The organism is Iodobacter sp. BJB302, from assembly GCF_002735645.1.
Lineage (GTDB): Bacteria > Pseudomonadota > Gammaproteobacteria > Burkholderiales > Chitinibacteraceae > Iodobacter.
Genome location: NZ_PDZG01000034.1, coordinates 1 through 17,690 on the forward strand (window position 1 = coordinate 1; position 17,690 = coordinate 17,690).

Here is a 17,690-nt window from a genome sequence, read left to right on the forward strand (position 1 = left end):
AGCAAGCATTTTGCTTAAAATGGCATCTTTACGAGCCTTGGGAATACGCGACATGATAAGTAACCAGCCCCCTGAGTAAGTTGGAATCCCTGAAAAGGGAGTATCTCAACTATCCTGACACAGGGGGAGGGCTTGCGCTTACGCGTTAAGGATGTTGATTTTTTACGGCATGAAATTGTGGTGCGTTCGGGCAAGGGCGATAAAGACCGCGTGACCATGCTGCCTGCGAATATCATCACGGCTTTGCAAGCGCAAATGGCATATGCAAAAGCGCTGCATGACGCCGATTTGGCGCAAGGCTGGGGCGAGGTTTATCTGCCGTTTGCCCTTGCTCAAAAATATCCGAATGCCAGTCGGGAATGGGCCTGGCAATATATTTTCCCTTCGGCTCAGCGCAGTGCTGATCCGCGCTCGGGGCTGATCCGGCGGCATCATTTGGATGAAAAGGGCATGCAGCGGGCCATGAAGCAGGCGCTGCAGGCAACGGGCATCCCAAAGCTGGCTACGCCACATGCATTGCGCCATTCTTTTGCTACCCATTTATTAGAGGCGGGCTACGATATTCGTACTGTGCAGGAGCTGCTGGGGCACAACGATGTACGCACCACGATGATTTACACACATGTTTTAAATCGGGGTGGCATGGGGGTGCAAAGCCCGCTGGATAGGTACGGCGTTTCTTAAGTGGCATTCTTAAATTAAAGGACGTCTTTCAATCCGGTTAAATAAGAGTTTGCAGCTCGTTAATGAGCAAGATTCAGAAGGTGCTTTAACGAATAAGGTTTCGTGTTGAAGGCGATGGTGCAGGGTTTGGCAGGCAAGAAAAAAGGCAGGTTAATGATAAGAGGGTGTGGCCTCCGTATCATTAACCCGCCTTGCCGCTATTGGCGGATAAGGTTTTATTTCATCAGCAAGTGTGCTGGCCACCATTGATGGCGATATTGGCGCCGGTCATAAAGCCGGATAAGTCAGAAGCAAGGTAGCTGACTAAGCCTGCAATTTCTTCCGGTGTACCAAGACGATTAACAGGGATGCCGGCAATAATCTTGTTGCGCACATCTTCAGGAACAGCCATGACCATGTCTGTAGCGATATAGCCCGGTGAGATGGTATTAACTGTAACGCCTTTTTTTGCAACTTCTTGCGCTAAAGCCATACTAAACCCGTGTACACCCGCTTTTGCTGCGGAGTAATTGGTTTGGCCAAACTGGCCTTTCTGGCCGTTAATGGAAGAGATATTAATAACACGGCCCCAGTTACGCTCTACCATGGCATCAATAAACTGCTTGGATACATTAAACAGCGAATTAAGATTAGTGCTGATCACGCTGTCCCAATCCAGCTTGCCCATGCGTTTGAACGTGGCGTCACGGGTAATGCCTGCATTGTTTACTAATACATCAACAGGGCCGATTTCTTCATTGATTTTTTCAGCCATGCGAACGCAGGCGTCATAATCAGTGACATCACACTCATAAGCGCTAAAAAGATAGCCCGATGCTTTCATGTCTGCCAGCCATTGCAGCTCTCTGCCTGCCTTAGAGTAAGTCGCTACAACATTAAAGCCGCTATCTGCGAGTGCCTTGCAAATAGCAGAACCGATACCACCCATGCCACCAGTGACGAGTGCGATTTTTTTCATAGACTCTCCCTTTCTTTGCTTGTGTGAATGTTTGTGTAGAAGCCGTTAAAAATCTTACATTGTTTGTACGTATAAGCAAAGCATGTTTTGTTGTAAGGTGTGTGTGAATTGTATTACTAGTTTTTTCTAGCCATAAAAACAAGCTTGTGTTGCATAAGTATTTGTATTTTATGAAATTTGCATTAATCAATTCTAAATGTGATTTTTCTTTGAATGTTTAGCTTTATTTTAAGCACTTAAGATATTTACAAGTTTAATTGTTGGTTGTTGAAATTTATTGGCGCAATATTGCGCGGCTCAAATGAAAAGGATGGCTGCTGTGGCGGTTGGCGTGATCTTAATTACAGGCTGTTCAAGTGGAATTGGCTATGTAACGGCCCATGGGCTAAAGGCCAGTGGGTGGCGTGTTTTTGCAACAGCCCGGGCGGATGCAGATGTGGAGCAGCTGAAGGCCGAGGGTTTTGAGGCTTTACAGCTTGATGTTGCCGATTCGGCTTCAATACAAAATGCTGTGGCGGCACTGCTTAAAAAAACCGGCGGGCGTATTGATGCATTATTTAATAATGCAGGTTTTGGTGTGCCGGGCGCGGTGGAAGACCTTAGCCGGGAGGCGATGCGTCATCAGTTTGAAACCAATGTATTTGGAGCAATAGAGCTGACAAATGCCGTTTTGCCGGTGATGCGCCAGCAGGGGCACGGGCGCATTATTTTTAATGGATCAGTACTCGGTTTTGCGGCCATGCCTTACCGTGGTGCTTATAACGCGAGTAAATTTGCATTAGAAGGGTTTGCAGATACGCTGCGGCAAGAAATGATGGGCAGTCATATTCATACTGTACTTTTGCAGCCCGGCCCAATTACCAGCCGCTTCAGGGCCAATGCCCAGCAGCAATTTATGCGCTGGATTAGTGCGGATAAAAGCTTTCATCAGCCTTCGTATCTGGCCATGCAGGCGCGGCTGGCGAAAGTGGGGCCTGCCGCGCCCTTTACTCTGCCCGCCGAAGCGGTGCTGGCTGTTGTGTTAAAGGTACTGAGTGCCCGCCGCCCGTCTGCCCGCTACCAAATAACTACGCCAACAAAAGTGTTCTGGCTGCTTAAAAAAATCTTACCGGGCCGTTTACTGGATTATATTTTATTAAAAGCATCGGGTGATGAGCCCGGATGCAGTTATGGCCGCTCCTAAATGACGTGTGATTTCTGCACTTGATTTTTAATTTTTAGCGCAAAAAAGCGTAAAACAGACGCGGAAGCGGTGTTTTTGCTTGGTTTAGCGACGAGTCAATCCTGTTTGGAGAAAATAATGGGTCTTTTTTTTGATGGACGCACAAAGTCAGGCTCTTGTCGAGAATTGAGCCGCTTCTCCCTATCGGGTAAAATAGCGAATTCCAACCTGCTATTCATGCCATGACCAAGTTTATTTTCGTAACCGGTGGTGTTGTTTCCTCACTGGGCAAGGGCATCGCCGCTGCGTCGCTGGCTGCTATTCTTGAATCGCGTGGCCTTAAAGTCACGATGATGAAGCTCGATCCGTATATCAACGTTGATCCGGGCACAATGAGCCCATTTCAGCATGGCGAAGTTTTCGTAACCGAAGACGGCGCTGAAACCGATCTGGATCTCGGCCACTATGAGCGTTTTATTCGCTCTAAGATGCGTAAATCTAATAATTTCACGACCGGACAAATCTATGAATCCGTGATCACTAAGGAGCGCCGTGGCGATTACCTGGGTGGCACGGTGCAAGTGATTCCGCACATCACCGACGAAATCAAAATGAAGGTGAAAGAAGGCGCGGGCGAAGTTGATGTGGCGATTGTAGAAATCGGCGGTACTGTGGGTGATATCGAATCACTGCCGTTTCTTGAAGCGATTCGTCAAATGCGCTCTAACCTTGGCCGCAAAAACACACTCTACGTTCATTTGTCGTATGTGCCTTACTTGGCCACTGCTGGCGAAATCAAGACTAAGCCAACTCAGCACAGCGTAAGAGAATTGCGTCAGATCGGTATTCAGCCTGATATCTTGCTGTGCCGTATGGACAGAGAGTTACCGGATGAAGAACGCCGTAAGCTGGCACTGTTCTGTAATGTAGAAGAAAACGCCGTGATTGCCTGCTACGACGCAGGCAGTATTTATCAGGTGCCGGGCATGCTGCATGCCCAGGGTATTGATGATATTGCGTGCGAATTGCTGCAAATTGATGCACCTAAGGCTGATTTATCTGCTTGGGATAAGATTGTTTACGGCTTAAACAACCCTACACGCACTGTTAATATTGCGATGGTAGGTAAGTATGTTGATCTGACAGAATCTTACAAATCCTTGTCTGAAGCACTGATCCATGCCGGTGTGCACACCACAAGTAAAGTTCAGATTCATTATATGGATTCTGAAGAGCTTGAAAAAAATGGCACAGACAGCCTGAAAGATATGGATGCCATTCTGGTGCCGGGCGGCTTTGGTAAGCGCGGTGTGGAAGGCAAGATTCTGGCTGTGAAATATGCGCGTGAAAACAATGTACCTTACCTCGGTATTTGCTTGGGCATGCAAATTGCGCTGATTGAATACGCACGTGATGTAGCCGGCATGAAAGGCGCCAATTCAACTGAATTCGATCTGGATACTGAATTCCCTGTTGTTGCGCTGATTAATGAGTGGGTAAACCACGACGGCAGGATTGAAACACGCGATGCGAATTCTAATCTGGGCGGCACGATGCGTCTGGGTGCACAAGAGTGCCGTCTGGGTGAAGATTCATTGGCTGCACGTGTATATGGTGCATCAACGATTACCGAGCGCCATCGTCACCGCTATGAAGTAAACAACTATTACCTACCACGCTTAGAAGCGGCAGGCCTGACCATCAGTGGTAAATCAACAGGCACAGAACAATTGGTTGAAACCATTGAATTAAATGGTCATCGCTGGTTCTTTGCTTGTCAGTTCCACCCTGAATTCACGTCAACACCGCGTGATGGTCATCCGCTGTTCACTTCCTATATCGAAGCGGCACTATCGTACGCCAAAGAGCAGGGTCGTGAAGGTCTGAGCTGCTAAAACCGTGAGGGGTAGGTGTGAGGGGCCAGGAGGAACTCCCTCTCACCTTACACCTTACTCCTCACTCCTCACGGAGCGAAAAATGAAATTATGTGGCTTTGAAGTCGGTATCGATCAACCTTTCTTTTTGATCGCCGGCACCTGTGTGATTGAAAGCGAGCAAATGGCGCTGGATACAGCAGGTCAATTAAAAGAAATGGCCGATGCGCTGGGCATTCCTTTTATCTATAAATCGAGTTTTGATAAAGCAAATCGCAGTTCTGGCAAATCATTCCGTGGTTTGGGAATCGATGAAGGCCTGCGTATTTTGTCTGAAGTTAAAAAACAGATTGGCGTTCCGGTAATTACCGATGTGCATACTGAAGCCGAAGCGCCGATTGTGGCCAGCGTAGTTGATGTATTGCAAACCCCTGCCTTTTTAGCGCGTCAGACTGATTTTATTCACGCAGTGTGCGCTACAGGCAAGCCGGTTAATATCAAAAAAGGCCAGTTTATGGCCCCCGGTGATATGGTAAATGTGATTAATAAGGCGCGCGATGCAAACGGCGGGCTGGATAATCTGATGGTATGCGAGCGTGGTGCATCTTTTGGCTATAACACGCTGGTAAGTGATATGCGTGGTTTAGCGATTATGCGTGAAACCGGCTGCCCGATTGTTTTTGATGCAACGCACTCGGTACAACAGCCGGGCGGGCAGGGCGATCGCTCTGGTGGCCAGCGTGAATTCGTGCCGGTATTGGCGCGTGCTGCGGTGGCAGCGGGGATTTCCGGCTTATTTATGGAAACCCATCCGGACCCGTCAAAAGCATTGTCTGATGGCCCTAACGCCTGGCCCTTGGCCCGAATGAAAGAATTGCTGATGGTGTTAAAAGATATTGATCGCGCAGTAAAGGGTCATTCTTTTATTGAACACAGTTTGTAAAATAGTTTGCAAATGGCCAGATAGTCTGGCCATTTGCATCTATGAAAGAATATTTCATGGTATTTGTAGGATTTGTGGCTTATTGGCACGCAAAAACGCGTAGCGTCCTTGTTGAAATTGCTGTTTATGTAGTAAAAGTACATTTTGTGATCTGAGATAGCCTGCCATCTTAGGTATTGATGGCGTGTTAGCGATGAGAATCACAGATTTGCTGATCGTACTCAAAGACACTGACTGTGCTGTTAAGGCACACTTATTGATTGAACACTCACTGTCATAAAGAGTGTGTATTTTTAGTGCCGGACTATTCCGGCAAGCTAGTCTTCAGACCAACCCTCCATATAGGTGTTTGAAATATGAGCGCAATTGTTGAAGTAATCGCCCGCGAAATTCTTGATTCACGCGGCAATCCAACTGTAGAAGCCGATGTATTGCTGGAATCCGGCGTGATGGGCCGTGCTGCAGTGCCGTCTGGCGCATCCACAGGTGAGCGCGAAGCGCTTGAGCTGCGTGATGGTGATAAAGCCCGTTACCTGGGTAAGGGTGTACTGAAGGCTGTTGAAAACATCAACACCGAAATCTGTGAAGCCATTATTGGTCTGGATGCAGCTGATCAGGCGTTTATCGACAAAACCATGATCGATTTAGATGGTACTGACGACAAACGTAACCTAGGCGCAAATGCAATCCTGGCGGTATCGATGGCTGTTGCTAAAGCGGCTGCTGAAGAAGCAGGCCTGCCACTTTACCGTTACATCGGTGGTTCAGGCCCGATGAGCCTGCCAGTACCAATGATGAATGTGGTAAACGGCGGTGAGCACGCATCTAACAGCCTGGATTTCCAGGAGTTGATGATTGTTCCTGTTGGCGCGCCAACTTTCCGTGAAGCACTGCGTTACGGTGCAGAAGTATTCCACAACCTGAAAAAAATCCTGCACGACAAGGGTATGCCTACCCAAGTTGGTGATGAAGGTGGTTTTGCTCCGGATGTAGCCAATGCTGAAGAAGCATTGGAAATGATCATGTCTGCTATTGAAAAAGCAGGCTACAAAGCTGGCACTGATTTCTGCATCGCTCTGGATTGCGCTGCTTCTGAGTTCTTTGATAAAGAAACCGGCAAGTATGTTTACAAGAAAAGCGATAAACGTGCACTGACTTCCGAAGAGCAAGTGGATTACCTGGAAAGCCTGGTCAATAAATTCCCAATTATCTCGATCGAAGATGGTATGGGCGAGCGCGACTGGGCAGGCTGGAAAGTACTGACCGACCGCCTTGGTAAACGTGTACAAATCGTGGGTGATGATTTGTTTGTTACCAACACCAAGATTCTGGCTGAAGGGATTCGCTTAGGCGTTTGTAACTCCATCCTGATCAAGGTTAACCAAATTGGTTCGCTGTCCGAAACACTGGCTGCAGTTGATCTGGCTAAACGCAATGGCTACACATCCGTAATGAGCCATCGTTCAGGTGAAACCGAAGATGCAACGATTGCAGATCTGGCTGTTGCAACTAACTGCATGCAAATCAAAACTGGCTCATTAAGCCGTTCTGATCGTATTGCTAAATACAATCAGCTGATTCGTATTGAAGAAGAATTGGGTGAAGCAGCGGTTTACCCAGGTAAAGATGCTTTTTACCAAATCAATAAGTAATTGCAAAAGATAGAGTAATATACCGAACCGGAGCCATCAGGCTCCGGTTTTCTTCTATACAGAATGAACTATGCGCCTTCTTGCTATTATCTTTTCTATTATGATTGCAGCCCTGCAATGGCCTCTTTGGGTCGGTAAGGGGAGCTGGTTGCGTGTATGGCAACTGGATCATCAGTTAGTAGAAAAAAAACTACATAATGAAAAATTAAAAGAGCGCAATGATACTCTGGATGCGGATGTGCGCGATTTAAAAACCGGATCAGATGCGATTGAAGAGCGGGGCCGCAATGAGCTGGGCATGATTCGGCAGGACGAAGTGTTTTTTCAGGTATTGGATAAAGACCACCCCGCCTTAACGGCAACAACTCCCTCTCCTGTCACGAAGTAATCTCTCCATTACACTTTCTTAATTTATGGTTAAATTTTTAACTGTAATGGCTTCACTCAGGTATAGTGAAACAAAAAGGGGGTGTATATGACAGAGGTTCCCGTTGCAAGGCGCAAGGCAGACACATTGTATTTTCAATTGGCGGGCGAGATTGCCCATGCAATTGCTACAGGTGTTTTGCAGGCCGGGGAGAAACTCCCTTCTATCCGCAAATTGTCGTCGCAAAGACAGGTTAGCTTGTCCACTGTTATGGAAGCCTACCGGGAACTGGAAGACCGCGCTCTGATTGAAGTGCGGCCTCAATCCGGCTTTTACGTTCGCAGTAAACCCACCGCTTTGTTTTCCCCGGAGCTAACTCAGCCCCCTCAATCCCCAAGTGATGTGGTGATTGATCCTATGTGGCTGCCTGCCACTTTAGCGCGCCTGCACGATATTAAAATTGATTTTGGTTTTGCTATTTTAGCCCCTGCATTATTTCCTAATCAGCAATTGCAGCGTTTGCTGGCGCAAGTCACCCGGCAAGATCCTGATTTAATTGCCGATTACGGCCGCCCGGCAGGCGATGTGGAATTGCGCCGCCAGATTGCACGCCGCTCTTTAAATTGGGGTGGGCAATTTGAGGCGGATGAAATACTGATCACACAAGGCGCAATCGAAGCACTTAATTTATGTTTAAGAGCAGTGACCCAGCCGGGTGATGTGGTGGCCATTGAATCACCTGCTTATTTCGGTTTACTGCAAATATTAGAAAGTTTTCAGCTTAAAGCGCTGGAAATACCCACTCATCCGCAAACAGGTATATCCATTGAAGCGCTGGAATTTGCCACGCGCAATGACAAAGTAAAAGCTTGCGTATTACTGCCTAATTTCTCTAATCCATTGGGCAGCTTAATGCCTGATGAAAATAAAAAACGGCTGGTTGAATTGCTGGCAGAGCGGCATATTCCACTTATTGAAGACGATTTATACGGCGAATTCTATTACAAAGGTGAGCGCCCGAGGCCAGCAAAAGCCTTTGATAAAGAAGGCAATGTCATGCTGATTTCGTCTTTCACTAAAACAGTTGCGCCAGGGTTCAGAATTGGCTGGGTGGTGGCTGGAAAACACCATCAGAAAATAGAGCAGCTGAAGTTTATTAATACTTTTTCCAATGCCATGCCGCTGCAAAGAACGATTGCCCGGTTTTTAGAAAGCGGGGGCTACGATCATCATTTACGCCGCTTGCGCCGTGCATGTCATGAGCAGGTGGGGTATGCGGTTGCGGCCATTGAGCGTTCATTTCCTGCAGATACTCGGCTCTACGTGCCACAAGGCGGCTATGTGTTTTGGGTGGAGCTGAATGCTGCGGTGAATACGCTGCTGCTTTTACAGCAGGCACTGAAAGAGGGGATAAGCTTCACCCCTGGCTCTTTGTTTTCCCCAAGCCACAGCTACGGGCATTGCTTAAGGATTTGCTGCAACGAAACTTGGAGCGAGCGGCATGAGCGGGCAATTGAGCGCTTGGGCGAGCTGATACAGCAGCAAATTGGCCCGGTTTTACCATGAAACACTGACCACTTTGCCCTCAGCTGCTTTGTCTTCCTGATCTCTCATAACAACCTGGCAGCTTTGGGGCGAATCAGGCTGTGTTTCTTCACAGCCATCAGAGTAGCTTAAGATGCAAGGCGGATTGCTATGTGATTCATCGACCAAAATCACATTCATTTTTGCGCCGCAAAAAGCGTTGATTGCTTGTTGCAAGCCAAGAATATCGTTGATATCGGCAAGTGCAAAAGGGTGGATAAGGCTTAAGCCAAGCAGTGCTGAATAAAAATGTTTGCGCATGATCAAACTCCTACTCTGTATTTGCAGAATAGAGCGCAAAGCTGACGTGTAAGGGCTGAATGGGGCTAAATCCGCCGAACGGATACATCCGGTAATGTTTGATAACAATCAGCAAAAATTTGAGTGTTTTTGTCCTCTTTCGTCAGACAACTTGTTTGTTATTGCTTGCTCTGGCGGTATTTTCGTAATATAAACCGCGCCGGATCAATGGCTTGTTGTAAGTCTGCCTCGATGGGGGCCGGGTCATGATGAAGCTGACAAGCCAGTGTTTCAGCCGCAATCAGCGCCCAGCTCAGCCCCCTGGAGCCGAGGCCTAACAAGCAATATGCGCCATTTAATCTGGGGATTTGATGAAGCTGGTGTATGGCCCCGCTAATACTCTGCGGATCCGGCAGGGCACCGGCAAGCGGCAGGCGATCCAGGCTGTTTGGGCGGTAGCAGGCGCGGCTGCCTGCACTCTGGCGGGGTGCAAAGGCAGGCAGCAAGGATTGCAGCTCAGATAGATTGGACTGCTCTGCAGAGGCTAAATCATCATTTTTAACTTCGGCGGCACCAATGCAGCGATAGCCCTGAAAAGCGGGGGTGATGTAGCCCGAGCCAGTAAGGCTGTGGCGCGGCGTTGCAGATGCGGGAATCAGCGTCGTGCTGCGCAATGTTTTACTCAGCGGCAATTCAAGTTCCGGAAGCAGCTTCAGGGCTTCGGTGGCATTGGCGATAATTAAAACCGGCGCCGCAGCCAAAACGCCGCCATGCTGATCCAAAGCCTGCCACCCTTCGGTTGTGTGTATCAGCTGTTCCACATGGCTGTTGCAGCGCAGCTGTATCTGCGCTGGCCATTGCGCCAGATTGGCGCGGCATACGCTGGCAGGATTAGCCCAGCCCCCCTTGGGGAACCACCATCCACCGTGATTTGGGCACTCGCCCAGCAGGTTGGCAGCGGCGTCTTGAGTTATCCAGCTTAATACTTTTTCAGGTAAATCCCTGGCTATTTCCTGCATCAGCATGGCTTGCGTATCGTCTTTGGCAATTTGCAAAATACCATCGCTACCAAAGAAAACATCCAGCCCTGCGTTTTTTAATTGCGTCAGGTGCGCTTTAGTTTCTGCACAGCCTGCACGGCTTAGGCGGGCAGGGATATTGTCATCCCGGCTGGCGCTGGGGTGGAATAAACCCGCGTGGTTGCCCGATGATTGTGTGGCGATTTCGCCTTGTGCTTCCAGGATATCGATTTTCCAGCCACGAGCCGCCAGCCGCGCAGCAATGCTGGTTCCGGCAAGCCCCGCGCCAATAATCATGGCGTGGTGAGGGTGCTTTGGCGTTTTATCAAAGGGCGGGCGCGTGCACAGACCCGCCTGATAGTCCCCCCAATCCTGCAGCAGATAGCCTGCGCTTTTTAAATGCGCCTCTCCGGATTTTTCGCGGGTGACCACGCGTGTGGCCGCGCCCGATAAGCGCCAAAGGGCTTTGTAGTGTGCGGTACTCAGATCAGGCGTGTTGATATCGGCCGCATCCAGAGTGGCGCTCAGGCTGCGAAGCTGGGCCAGTGGCTCGCCCCACATCAGCGTAAGAATCAGTGCGCCGTCTTCTAAATGAATTCGCTGAAAGCCACGCGGTAAAGCGGGCCATTTACTGACTAATTCATCATGTAAAGCGGCCAGCTCCGGCAGCGGGCAGGCCGCCAAGCTGGCTGTATTAATCATGGCAAAGTAATAAAAGCGCTGGCTGCGCTTTGGGTCTTGCCGCCACGCCTGCCAGGCCTGCAAAAAGCCCGCACCATCTGCAAAATCAAATTGCAGCATGACAAAGCGATCTTTATTTTGCCAGCGGTCTGGCAATTGATGGCGGGCTAAAAAAGGGTGAAGTACAGGCATCAGGCTTTAAGCGCCTCAATGCGCTGATGTTTATCCATAAAGCGTTTGAGTGCGATCACAAATACCGCACCCACCATCAGCAGGGCGGTAGCAAAAAAGCGGTTACCTGCCAGTAAATGTCCTGCCTTGATGCCTTCAATACCCAGCGAGTAAACGCCCATGGTGATCATGCCGAATGCGGCGGCGACCGTGCCCTTGCTGACGTTACTGGAAAAAAGCACCAGCCTGAATAAGCCGGCGTTCACAAGCCCGCAGCCAAAAGCATAGAAGCTAATACCAATCACCAATGAAATATAGTGGCCAGGGGCGATCATCATACTAATAAAGCAAAATCCCAGCCCAAACAGCTGTGGAATCAAACCAAGGCCAATCATGCGCCGCACGGGTAAATAATTGCTTAATTTAGCCAGCGTGAAGTTGCCAATAATCAACGCACCAAACACAGGCATTTGCCAGTAGCCAAATTCAATTGGGGAAAGGCCCGCGTCTTTAATCAGGATAACGGGCGAAATGCCAATCCAGGTCAGCAGGGGGACGCTGCATAGGCCCATCGCTAATGCGCCGGTTAAAAAATGCGTATTGCCAAAAACTTTTCTGTAATCCTGCCAGACCGCATTCAAAGTGAACGGTGTATTGGCCTTGGCGGGTGTCACCGTTGGCATGGCGTGCCAGAGGCCAACAAAAGCAACAAAAGACACTGCCGCAATTAAAACAAAAATCATCCGCCATGGCGCAAATTCAATCATGATTGCGCCCGCAAGAGGGCCAAGCAAAGGGGCGATCATTGCCACATTGGCCATCAGTGCTGTTACTTTAATGGCGGTTTTTTCGTCGAAGGATTCTTGTACCAGTGCATAGCCCACTGCACCAATAAAACACATGCCTACGCCCTGAAAAACCCGCAGCACAATAAATTGCTCGATCGTGCGATTCAGCAGGGTGAGTAAGCACATACAAATAAAAAACATCACCCCTGTCAGCATCACCGGCCTGCGGCCTATCCGGTCGGACAGCGGGCCCAGCAGCCATTGCAATGAGGCTCCGCCAACCAGATAAGCGGTCATCGAGGTGGGTATCCACTGTGGGCCCGCGTTAAATTCGTGCGTCACCGCCAGCATGCCCGGCAAAATCATATCGTTAGCGATATAGGTAGAGAATTCAAATAATACTAATGCCAGCGGCAAAAGCAGGGTACGCCAAGTGAGCTGCGTAATAAGGGCGGGAGATGCGGGCATGAAATGTAAGCAGGGCGATGATTAACCAAGTATTTTGTCGTGTTTGGCATAATTTAGATAGGGAAGGATTGCCAGCCGCTTAATTATTTTCTGCGGCTGAGGCTTGCTCTGCCGCTTGTTTCAGTACGACACCCTCTACTTGCTTGGCTTTTTCTAAAGCTTCGCGTTGCGGCTCGGCAATTTTATGCGGCGCTGGGCTAGGGCCGCAGGCGCTCAGAGTAATGACAAGAGGGATAATGAAAAGTGATTTCATGATAGGCCTGTGTTGTAAGGGAATTTCGAAGTAAGCCCAAATCCCAGTCCGTAGAGAACACGGAAGCTTTACGGAGAAAGCCTTGTTTTGCTGCGTTTTTCCCGCGCACCTTCGTGCTTTACGGGGTTTAAGGTTTGGGTTTGCTTTGCGTAATATCAGCTGTTAATCGTAAGCATTCTGAATGCACTGCAGGTATTCGCTTACCGTTTGTGTATATCCCAGCTCCAGCGCATCGGCAATAAAGGCGTGGCCGATGGAGACTTCCAGCACGCCGGGTACGGCACGTAAAAAGCGGGTTAAATTGTCACGATTTAAATCGTGGCCGGCATTGATGCCCAATCCCAGAGCCAGAGCGGCCTCTGCAGTGGCCGTAAAACCTGCCAAAACCTGCTCTTCTTTGTCTGTGCCGTAAGCATTGGCGTAGGTTTCGGTATAAAGCTCGATACGATCAGCTCCCAGCTCGGCCACAAAGGGCATCACAGCAGGGTTTGGGTCCATAAAGAGGCTGACGCGCACGCCCAGTGCTTTGCATTCTGCGATCAGCGGGCGTAAGCGATCCATATCGGCGGGCAAATTCCAGCCCACATTGGAGGTGAATTGCTCTTCGCTGTCGGGCACAAAGGTGGCCTGATGCGGGCGGTATTCACGGATAAAATCCATCAGGTTTTGGGTGGGGTTGCCTTCAATATTGTATTCGGCCTGCGGCCAGCTTTTAAGTAAGGCGGCTAAATCACTCACATCATTGCTACGGATATGACGCGCATCGGGGCGTGGGTGGACGGTAATGCCCTGAGCACCGGCAGCAAGGCAAATCTGCGCAGCTTTTACAACACAGGGTATGCCCAGATGGCGGGTATTGCGCAGCAGCGCTACTTTATTTACGTTAACAGAGAGGGCGCATGGGTGTGTTGGCGTTGTCATGGTGATGTGTTTTCTTTTAATAAGACAGCAAGTGGTGCGTGGCGTTAGAAAGAGGATTGAACAATCATGTCACGGCGGATCAAAAGCCCAAGCTCTTTCGTTTTTGTAAGGATGCAAGAGGGGGATTCTGCCTCAAGCTCGCCCAAAGAGCCATAGCCCCAGAGTACACCACAGGCATTTAAACCATTGATATGCGCGGCTTGCAAATCAACGGCACGATCGCCAATCATTAGTGTTTGCCGGTCGATCGACTGGCTGGCTAGCAAAGATTCAATCTGCTGCCATTTATGGATGCCAATATCACCACCGCAGATAAAATCAAAGTAATCGCTGATGCCAAATAGTTTCAGAATTTTATCGGCAAAATCGGCGCGTTTAGAGGTGCAAATCCCCGTGCGGATATTCTGTGTTGCCAGCGTTTGCAGTGCTTCTGCGATGCCGGGGTAGAGCGTATTTTCTGAATAACCCACTTCAGCGTAGCGCTCGCGGTATTTTGCGACCAGCGCAGCAATTTCTGCATCATCATTCACCCCCGTAATCAGCTTGAAGGATGCATCCAGAGGCGGGCCAATATACTGCGCCAGCGATGCCTCGGCTTGCTGTGGATAGCCTCGTGATTCAAGGGCGTAATTAATCGAGCGGGAAATCCCTGTAAATGGATCACTGATTGTGCCGTCTAAATCAAATAAAAGCTGAGCCATGCGTATCCATGATGTGATTTAAAGGGGGGGGGGTGCCATAAAGACCAGCTCCCAGATATGCCCGTCTAAATCCTGAAAGCCATGTGCGTACATAAAACCATGATCCTGCGGGTCGTTATAGGTAGCGCCACCTGCGGCTACCGCCTTGGCCACTATTTCATCGACTTCTTTATGGCTGTCGCACGACAGGCAAAGCAGTATCTCGGTGTGGGTGTGGGCATTACAAAGGGGCTTGGGCGTAAAGGTTTGAAATCTGGTTTCGTTTAACAGCATGACAAAAATATCATCTGAAACAATCATACAGCTGGCACTGCTGTCAGAATACTGAGGGTTAAAACTAAAACCCAGTGATTGAAAAAAACCAAGGGATGCTTCGAGGTTTTTTACAGGCAAATTAACAAATATTTTACGGCTCATAGCTACACCCTCAGAATAGGATTTCAGCGTGGCAGATTCCTTGCGCTGTTGACTAAGACGCCAAAGCGCCCAATCCAGTGTAGAGAGCGCTGGGCTAAATCGCTACTGATCCGTGTTTGTTTGTTAATTTTAAGGTAAGAATAAGTAAGCGAATTGGGCGCTTGCCTATTTTTTAAGTGGCTCGCACCAGCAATCGCCACTTTTGGCAGAGCAAACACGTATTTCATTTGCGCAAGGCAGCGGGCTTTCTACCCAAGTTTCTGGCTTTTTAGTCTTACTGCTGAGCAAGCCTTTAATGATTTCTTCATCTACTGCGGCCCCTGCCTGCATCAGCGGCTCCTAGTAGAGCGGCGCATTTCGATGGTCATCCAGTTGCTTGCCCGCAACCGCACCCAATAGCGTGCAGCCACAAAGCGGGGCAGTCAAAAATAGACTGCACAGAAATTTATTTGGCATGGATATTCGCTGGAATAGTAATGCCGCTACCTTACGCCACCTAAAAGAAATATGCCGTTGCAATAAGTGCGGATTGTTATTTGTCTGTAACTGAAATCCAGATTTCAACCTCGCCCGAACCTGCATTCCAGTCAAACGTGGCCTCATAAATTTCAAAATCTGGCTTATGCGCGGATTGATAAGCAGAGTGCGGCAGCCATTCATTACAAATCGCCCCCCATAATGCGCCCAACTGAATAAGGGGGCCGCTGTGTTTAAAGACGGCATATTGCTGGCTGGCAATCCGCATCCTGCCCATGTCAGTGGGTACGTCCTGTAACGATGCGACTTCAACTCCACACATATATTCAAAGCCCAGTGCCGGATCATGCCCGCACATTACGCCGTAAACATTTGATCCTTGCTGGCCAGGGAGGGGCAGAAGCGAGCGAAACTGCCGCCATTGCTCAGGCTGGCTTTGGATGGATTCAGCAAAACCATGTTGCTGCCTTAAGCCACCCAGCAGCATGGGGCGGCCTTGTTCAAACCGTATGGGGTGCAATGAGCTCAATTTGTGATCCTGAAAAAATGATAAGCAGGGCAGGCAAATCGATGGCCTATGAAAACCACTGTTGTAATTTTTGTGCCGCCTGCTCTTTGATATCCGCCGTGATATACATCGACACCATGCCAATTGCAGCGGCGAGTGCGCCCAAATCATCGCTGTAGCCCGCAACGGGAATCACATCAGGAATAGCATCCAGAGGCAAAATAAAATAGGCGAGTGCGCCAAACATAATGGTCTTGGCCCATGCGGGGGTTTCAGGACGCTGCGCTGCGTAATAAAGCCAGAGTGCTTTTTCGATGACTTCTTTGCCAGCCTTAAGGGCGAATGATTTGAGCTTTTGCCAGAAGCCGTCATCAGAGTAGTTTTGTGCTGCAGTCATGAAGTTCACCTTGAGGTTGATGCTGATGCATGGGCATTCTGGTATTTCAGTAGTGATGAAGATGGTTTGATGTCAGTAAATCCACATAAGCTACATCAATCAGCTGGCCGGGGCGAATCCCTGATTGCTGCATCAGGGACTCTGCTTCTTGTATCCCTGCTGCCTGGCTTTTATTTCTATATATCTGGCCATGAGTGTTGTTTTACCTTGTTTTTGTCTGCAGGGCGTAACTCAATCCACAATAAATAATTTTGCACCTGATACGGTAGAAGAGCGGTGTGGCTCTGCCTGATCGGCCACCTGGTAGCTCATGCCTGCGCTTAAAGTAAAGCGCCGCCCGTCTTCCAGCTCGGTGAGTAGTTCGCCATCCAGGCAAAGCAAAATGTGGCCCTTGCTGCACCAGTGGTCTGCTAAATAGCCTGCGCTGTATTCCACCATGCGTACCCGCAGATCACCAAAATATTGGGTGCGCCAATAAGCTACACCTTTTTCGCCAGTATGTTCTGTGCGTTCAATGGCTGACCAGTCTGTAGTACAAAAAGGGGTATCGGTGATTTTCATGCGGAGCTCCGGGAGTGAGAGGGCTTGCGTCGCCACCACGAACGTTTTTGCGTGGTTTTATATGATTTTTTCTTGTCCATGCTGCCGTTACAGGAGCCAAGACAGTCGCATACATCAATACAATCCAGTGCGTCGGTGAAATCACAATCCCCTCTTTGCGCGATGGCCGGGCGGCGCTGCAAAGGTGTGTGCAGGTGATAAATCTGCCCGCATCGAATCATGCGCTGCCTGAGAATAACGATTCCTGCCCATGCACCATGCCTGCGAATGCCCCGAAAGCCCAGTGTGGAGCAACTGGCCCTGCCTGTGTGAAAATGATAAGCGCAGCAAAAACCTTTGTAGGGTGAAATGTATTTTTTATAAAACCGGATGAATAGCAGCAGAATATAGCGCAAGGCAAATTAACCTTTAATAGCATAACAAATGAGTTAAGCAGACCTGAATGCGTTTGTTTTTAAATGCTATTTTGATGAGCTTCTGACAGATACGCCTTTAAATGCTTTGCTTCGATATCGCCCGCTTCTTGTATTTTGATATGGCGGCGGATTTTTCCTTTGCCTTCCAGTACCTGATGGGGGTCTTGCAGATCACAGCCCCGGCTAAATTCAAGGCTGATATGGCTGGTATATGCAAATACGCCGCAAAACGGAATGGTGTCTGCAAAAATCAATCCGCCATACATCACGCGCTCGCTGGCGTGGGGAATCAGCGAATAAATCAGCGCCCTTATGGATTGCACTATTGCATGTAATTCCGGATTATTTAAGCAAATATCACGCAGTAATTGCTCTGTTTTTTCATCGCTCATGCGGGTGTGCCTCAGGTAAAAATAATGAATAAACAGAGTTGCTTGCTTTGATTAAT

The 17,690-nt window shown here is 49.0% G+C and carries 21 protein-coding genes; 7 read left to right on the forward strand and 14 right to left on the reverse strand.

Annotated elements, in window-relative coordinates; translation table 11 throughout:
• Nucleotides 1–114: 114 nt before the first annotated feature.
• Entirely contained in the window at nucleotides 115–684 is a 570-nt protein-coding gene (locus tag CSQ88_RS12080) for an integron integrase (RefSeq protein WP_257212581.1), read from the forward strand.
• Nucleotides 685–907: 223 nt separating this feature from the next.
• Here the strand turns inward: CSQ88_RS12080 and phbB are convergent, their stop codons facing one another.
• A complete protein-coding gene (gene phbB / locus CSQ88_RS12085; protein ID WP_099398351.1) occupies nucleotides 908–1,642 on the reverse strand; it encodes an acetoacetyl-CoA reductase in 735 nt (244 codons plus the stop codon).
• Between the two features lie 301 nt (nucleotides 1,643–1,943).
• Here phbB and CSQ88_RS12090 point away from each other — a divergent pair, with 301 nt between their 5' ends.
• The 6 genes from CSQ88_RS12090 to CSQ88_RS12115 all read left to right on the forward strand — a co-directional run bounded on the left by CSQ88_RS12090 (nucleotide 1,944) and on the right by CSQ88_RS12115 (nucleotide 9,206).
• Nucleotides 1,944–2,825 carry an SDR family NAD(P)-dependent oxidoreductase gene (locus CSQ88_RS12090; protein WP_257212578.1) on the forward strand — a complete coding sequence of 294 codons (882 nt, stop codon included), beginning with the start codon at nucleotides 1,944–1,946 and terminating at the stop codon, nucleotides 2,823–2,825.
• Nucleotides 2,826–3,046: 221 nt separating this feature from the next.
• Nucleotides 3,047–4,699, forward strand: a complete 1,653-nt coding sequence (locus CSQ88_RS12095; RefSeq protein WP_099398352.1) for a CTP synthase — start codon at nucleotides 3,047–3,049, stop codon at nucleotides 4,697–4,699.
• Between the two features lie 82 nt (nucleotides 4,700–4,781).
• Nucleotides 4,782–5,621 carry a 3-deoxy-8-phosphooctulonate synthase gene (kdsA, locus tag CSQ88_RS12100; protein WP_099398353.1) on the forward strand — a complete coding sequence of 280 codons (840 nt, stop codon included), beginning with the start codon at nucleotides 4,782–4,784 and terminating at the stop codon, nucleotides 5,619–5,621.
• Between the two features lie 356 nt (nucleotides 5,622–5,977).
• A complete protein-coding gene (eno, locus tag CSQ88_RS12105) occupies nucleotides 5,978–7,273 on the forward strand; it encodes a phosphopyruvate hydratase (protein ID WP_099398354.1) in 1,296 nt (431 codons plus the stop codon).
• Nucleotides 7,274–7,343: 70 nt separating this feature from the next.
• Nucleotides 7,344–7,661, forward strand: a complete 318-nt coding sequence (gene ftsB, locus CSQ88_RS12110) for a cell division protein FtsB (protein ID WP_099398355.1) — start codon at nucleotides 7,344–7,346, stop codon at nucleotides 7,659–7,661.
• Between the two features lie 87 nt (nucleotides 7,662–7,748).
• Nucleotides 7,749–9,206 carry a PLP-dependent aminotransferase family protein gene (locus tag CSQ88_RS12115; protein ID WP_099398356.1) on the forward strand — a complete coding sequence of 486 codons (1,458 nt, stop codon included), beginning with the start codon at nucleotides 7,749–7,751 and terminating at the stop codon, nucleotides 9,204–9,206.
• Here CSQ88_RS12115 and CSQ88_RS12120 read toward each other — a convergent pair.
• From CSQ88_RS12120 to CSQ88_RS12170, 13 genes are all read right to left on the reverse strand, one after another.
• Nucleotides 9,198–9,485: a hypothetical protein gene (locus tag CSQ88_RS12120; protein WP_099398357.1), complete on the reverse strand. Its 288-nt coding sequence runs from the start codon at nucleotides 9,483–9,485 to the stop codon at nucleotides 9,198–9,200. The genes CSQ88_RS12115 and CSQ88_RS12120 overlap by 9 nt on opposite strands.
• A 158-nt stretch (nucleotides 9,486–9,643) precedes the next feature.
• The gene (gene mnmC, locus CSQ88_RS12125) at nucleotides 9,644–11,356 is read right to left on the reverse strand and encodes an FAD-dependent 5-carboxymethylaminomethyl-2-thiouridine(34) oxidoreductase MnmC (RefSeq protein WP_099398358.1); all 1,713 of its coding nucleotides are present in this window, start codon (nucleotides 11,354–11,356) and stop codon (nucleotides 9,644–9,646) included.
• A complete protein-coding gene (locus CSQ88_RS12130) occupies nucleotides 11,356–12,591 on the reverse strand; it encodes an MFS transporter (RefSeq protein WP_099398359.1) in 1,236 nt (411 codons plus the stop codon). The genes mnmC and CSQ88_RS12130 overlap by 1 nt, the downstream gene beginning before the upstream one ends.
• A 79-nt stretch (nucleotides 12,592–12,670) precedes the next feature.
• Nucleotides 12,671–12,844, reverse strand: coding sequence for a hypothetical protein (locus CSQ88_RS22990; RefSeq protein WP_165928646.1), 174 nt, complete (start codon nucleotides 12,842–12,844; stop codon nucleotides 12,671–12,673).
• Nucleotides 12,845–13,006: 162 nt separating this feature from the next.
• A complete protein-coding gene (locus CSQ88_RS12135; protein ID WP_099398360.1) occupies nucleotides 13,007–13,765 on the reverse strand; it encodes a pyridoxine 5'-phosphate synthase in 759 nt (252 codons plus the stop codon).
• 44 nt (nucleotides 13,766–13,809) lie between these two features.
• Nucleotides 13,810–14,466 (reverse strand): HAD-IA family hydrolase, encoded by a 657-nt coding sequence (locus tag CSQ88_RS12140; RefSeq protein WP_099398361.1) that lies wholly within the window; start codon nucleotides 14,464–14,466, stop codon nucleotides 13,810–13,812.
• Between the two features lie 18 nt (nucleotides 14,467–14,484).
• Nucleotides 14,485–14,883, reverse strand: a complete 399-nt coding sequence (locus CSQ88_RS12145) for a VOC family protein (RefSeq protein ID WP_099398362.1) — start codon at nucleotides 14,881–14,883, stop codon at nucleotides 14,485–14,487.
• 165 nt (nucleotides 14,884–15,048) lie between these two features.
• Nucleotides 15,049–15,213 (reverse strand): hypothetical protein, encoded by a 165-nt coding sequence (locus tag CSQ88_RS22995; protein ID WP_180273641.1) that lies wholly within the window; start codon nucleotides 15,211–15,213, stop codon nucleotides 15,049–15,051.
• Nucleotides 15,214–15,415: 202 nt separating this feature from the next.
• Complete coding sequence (locus tag CSQ88_RS12150; RefSeq protein WP_218963075.1) at nucleotides 15,416–15,889, reverse strand: GyrI-like domain-containing protein; 474 nt, start codon at nucleotides 15,887–15,889, stop codon at nucleotides 15,416–15,418.
• Between the two features lie 46 nt (nucleotides 15,890–15,935).
• Entirely contained in the window at nucleotides 15,936–16,265 is a 330-nt protein-coding gene (locus CSQ88_RS12155) for a YkvA family protein (RefSeq protein WP_099398364.1), read from the reverse strand.
• Between the two features lie 231 nt (nucleotides 16,266–16,496).
• Nucleotides 16,497–16,826 carry a DHCW motif cupin fold protein gene (locus CSQ88_RS12160; protein ID WP_099398365.1) on the reverse strand — a complete coding sequence of 110 codons (330 nt, stop codon included), beginning with the start codon at nucleotides 16,824–16,826 and terminating at the stop codon, nucleotides 16,497–16,499.
• Nucleotides 16,823–17,221: a membrane protein insertion efficiency factor YidD gene (yidD, locus tag CSQ88_RS23675; RefSeq protein ID WP_099398366.1), complete on the reverse strand. Its 399-nt coding sequence runs from the start codon at nucleotides 17,219–17,221 to the stop codon at nucleotides 16,823–16,825. Before yidD ends, CSQ88_RS12160 begins: the two co-directional genes overlap by 4 nt.
• Before the next feature lie 59 nt (nucleotides 17,222–17,280).
• Nucleotides 17,281–17,634 (reverse strand): DUF1801 domain-containing protein, encoded by a 354-nt coding sequence (locus CSQ88_RS12170; protein ID WP_099398367.1) that lies wholly within the window; start codon nucleotides 17,632–17,634, stop codon nucleotides 17,281–17,283.
• Nucleotides 17,635–17,690 lie beyond the last annotated feature (56 nt).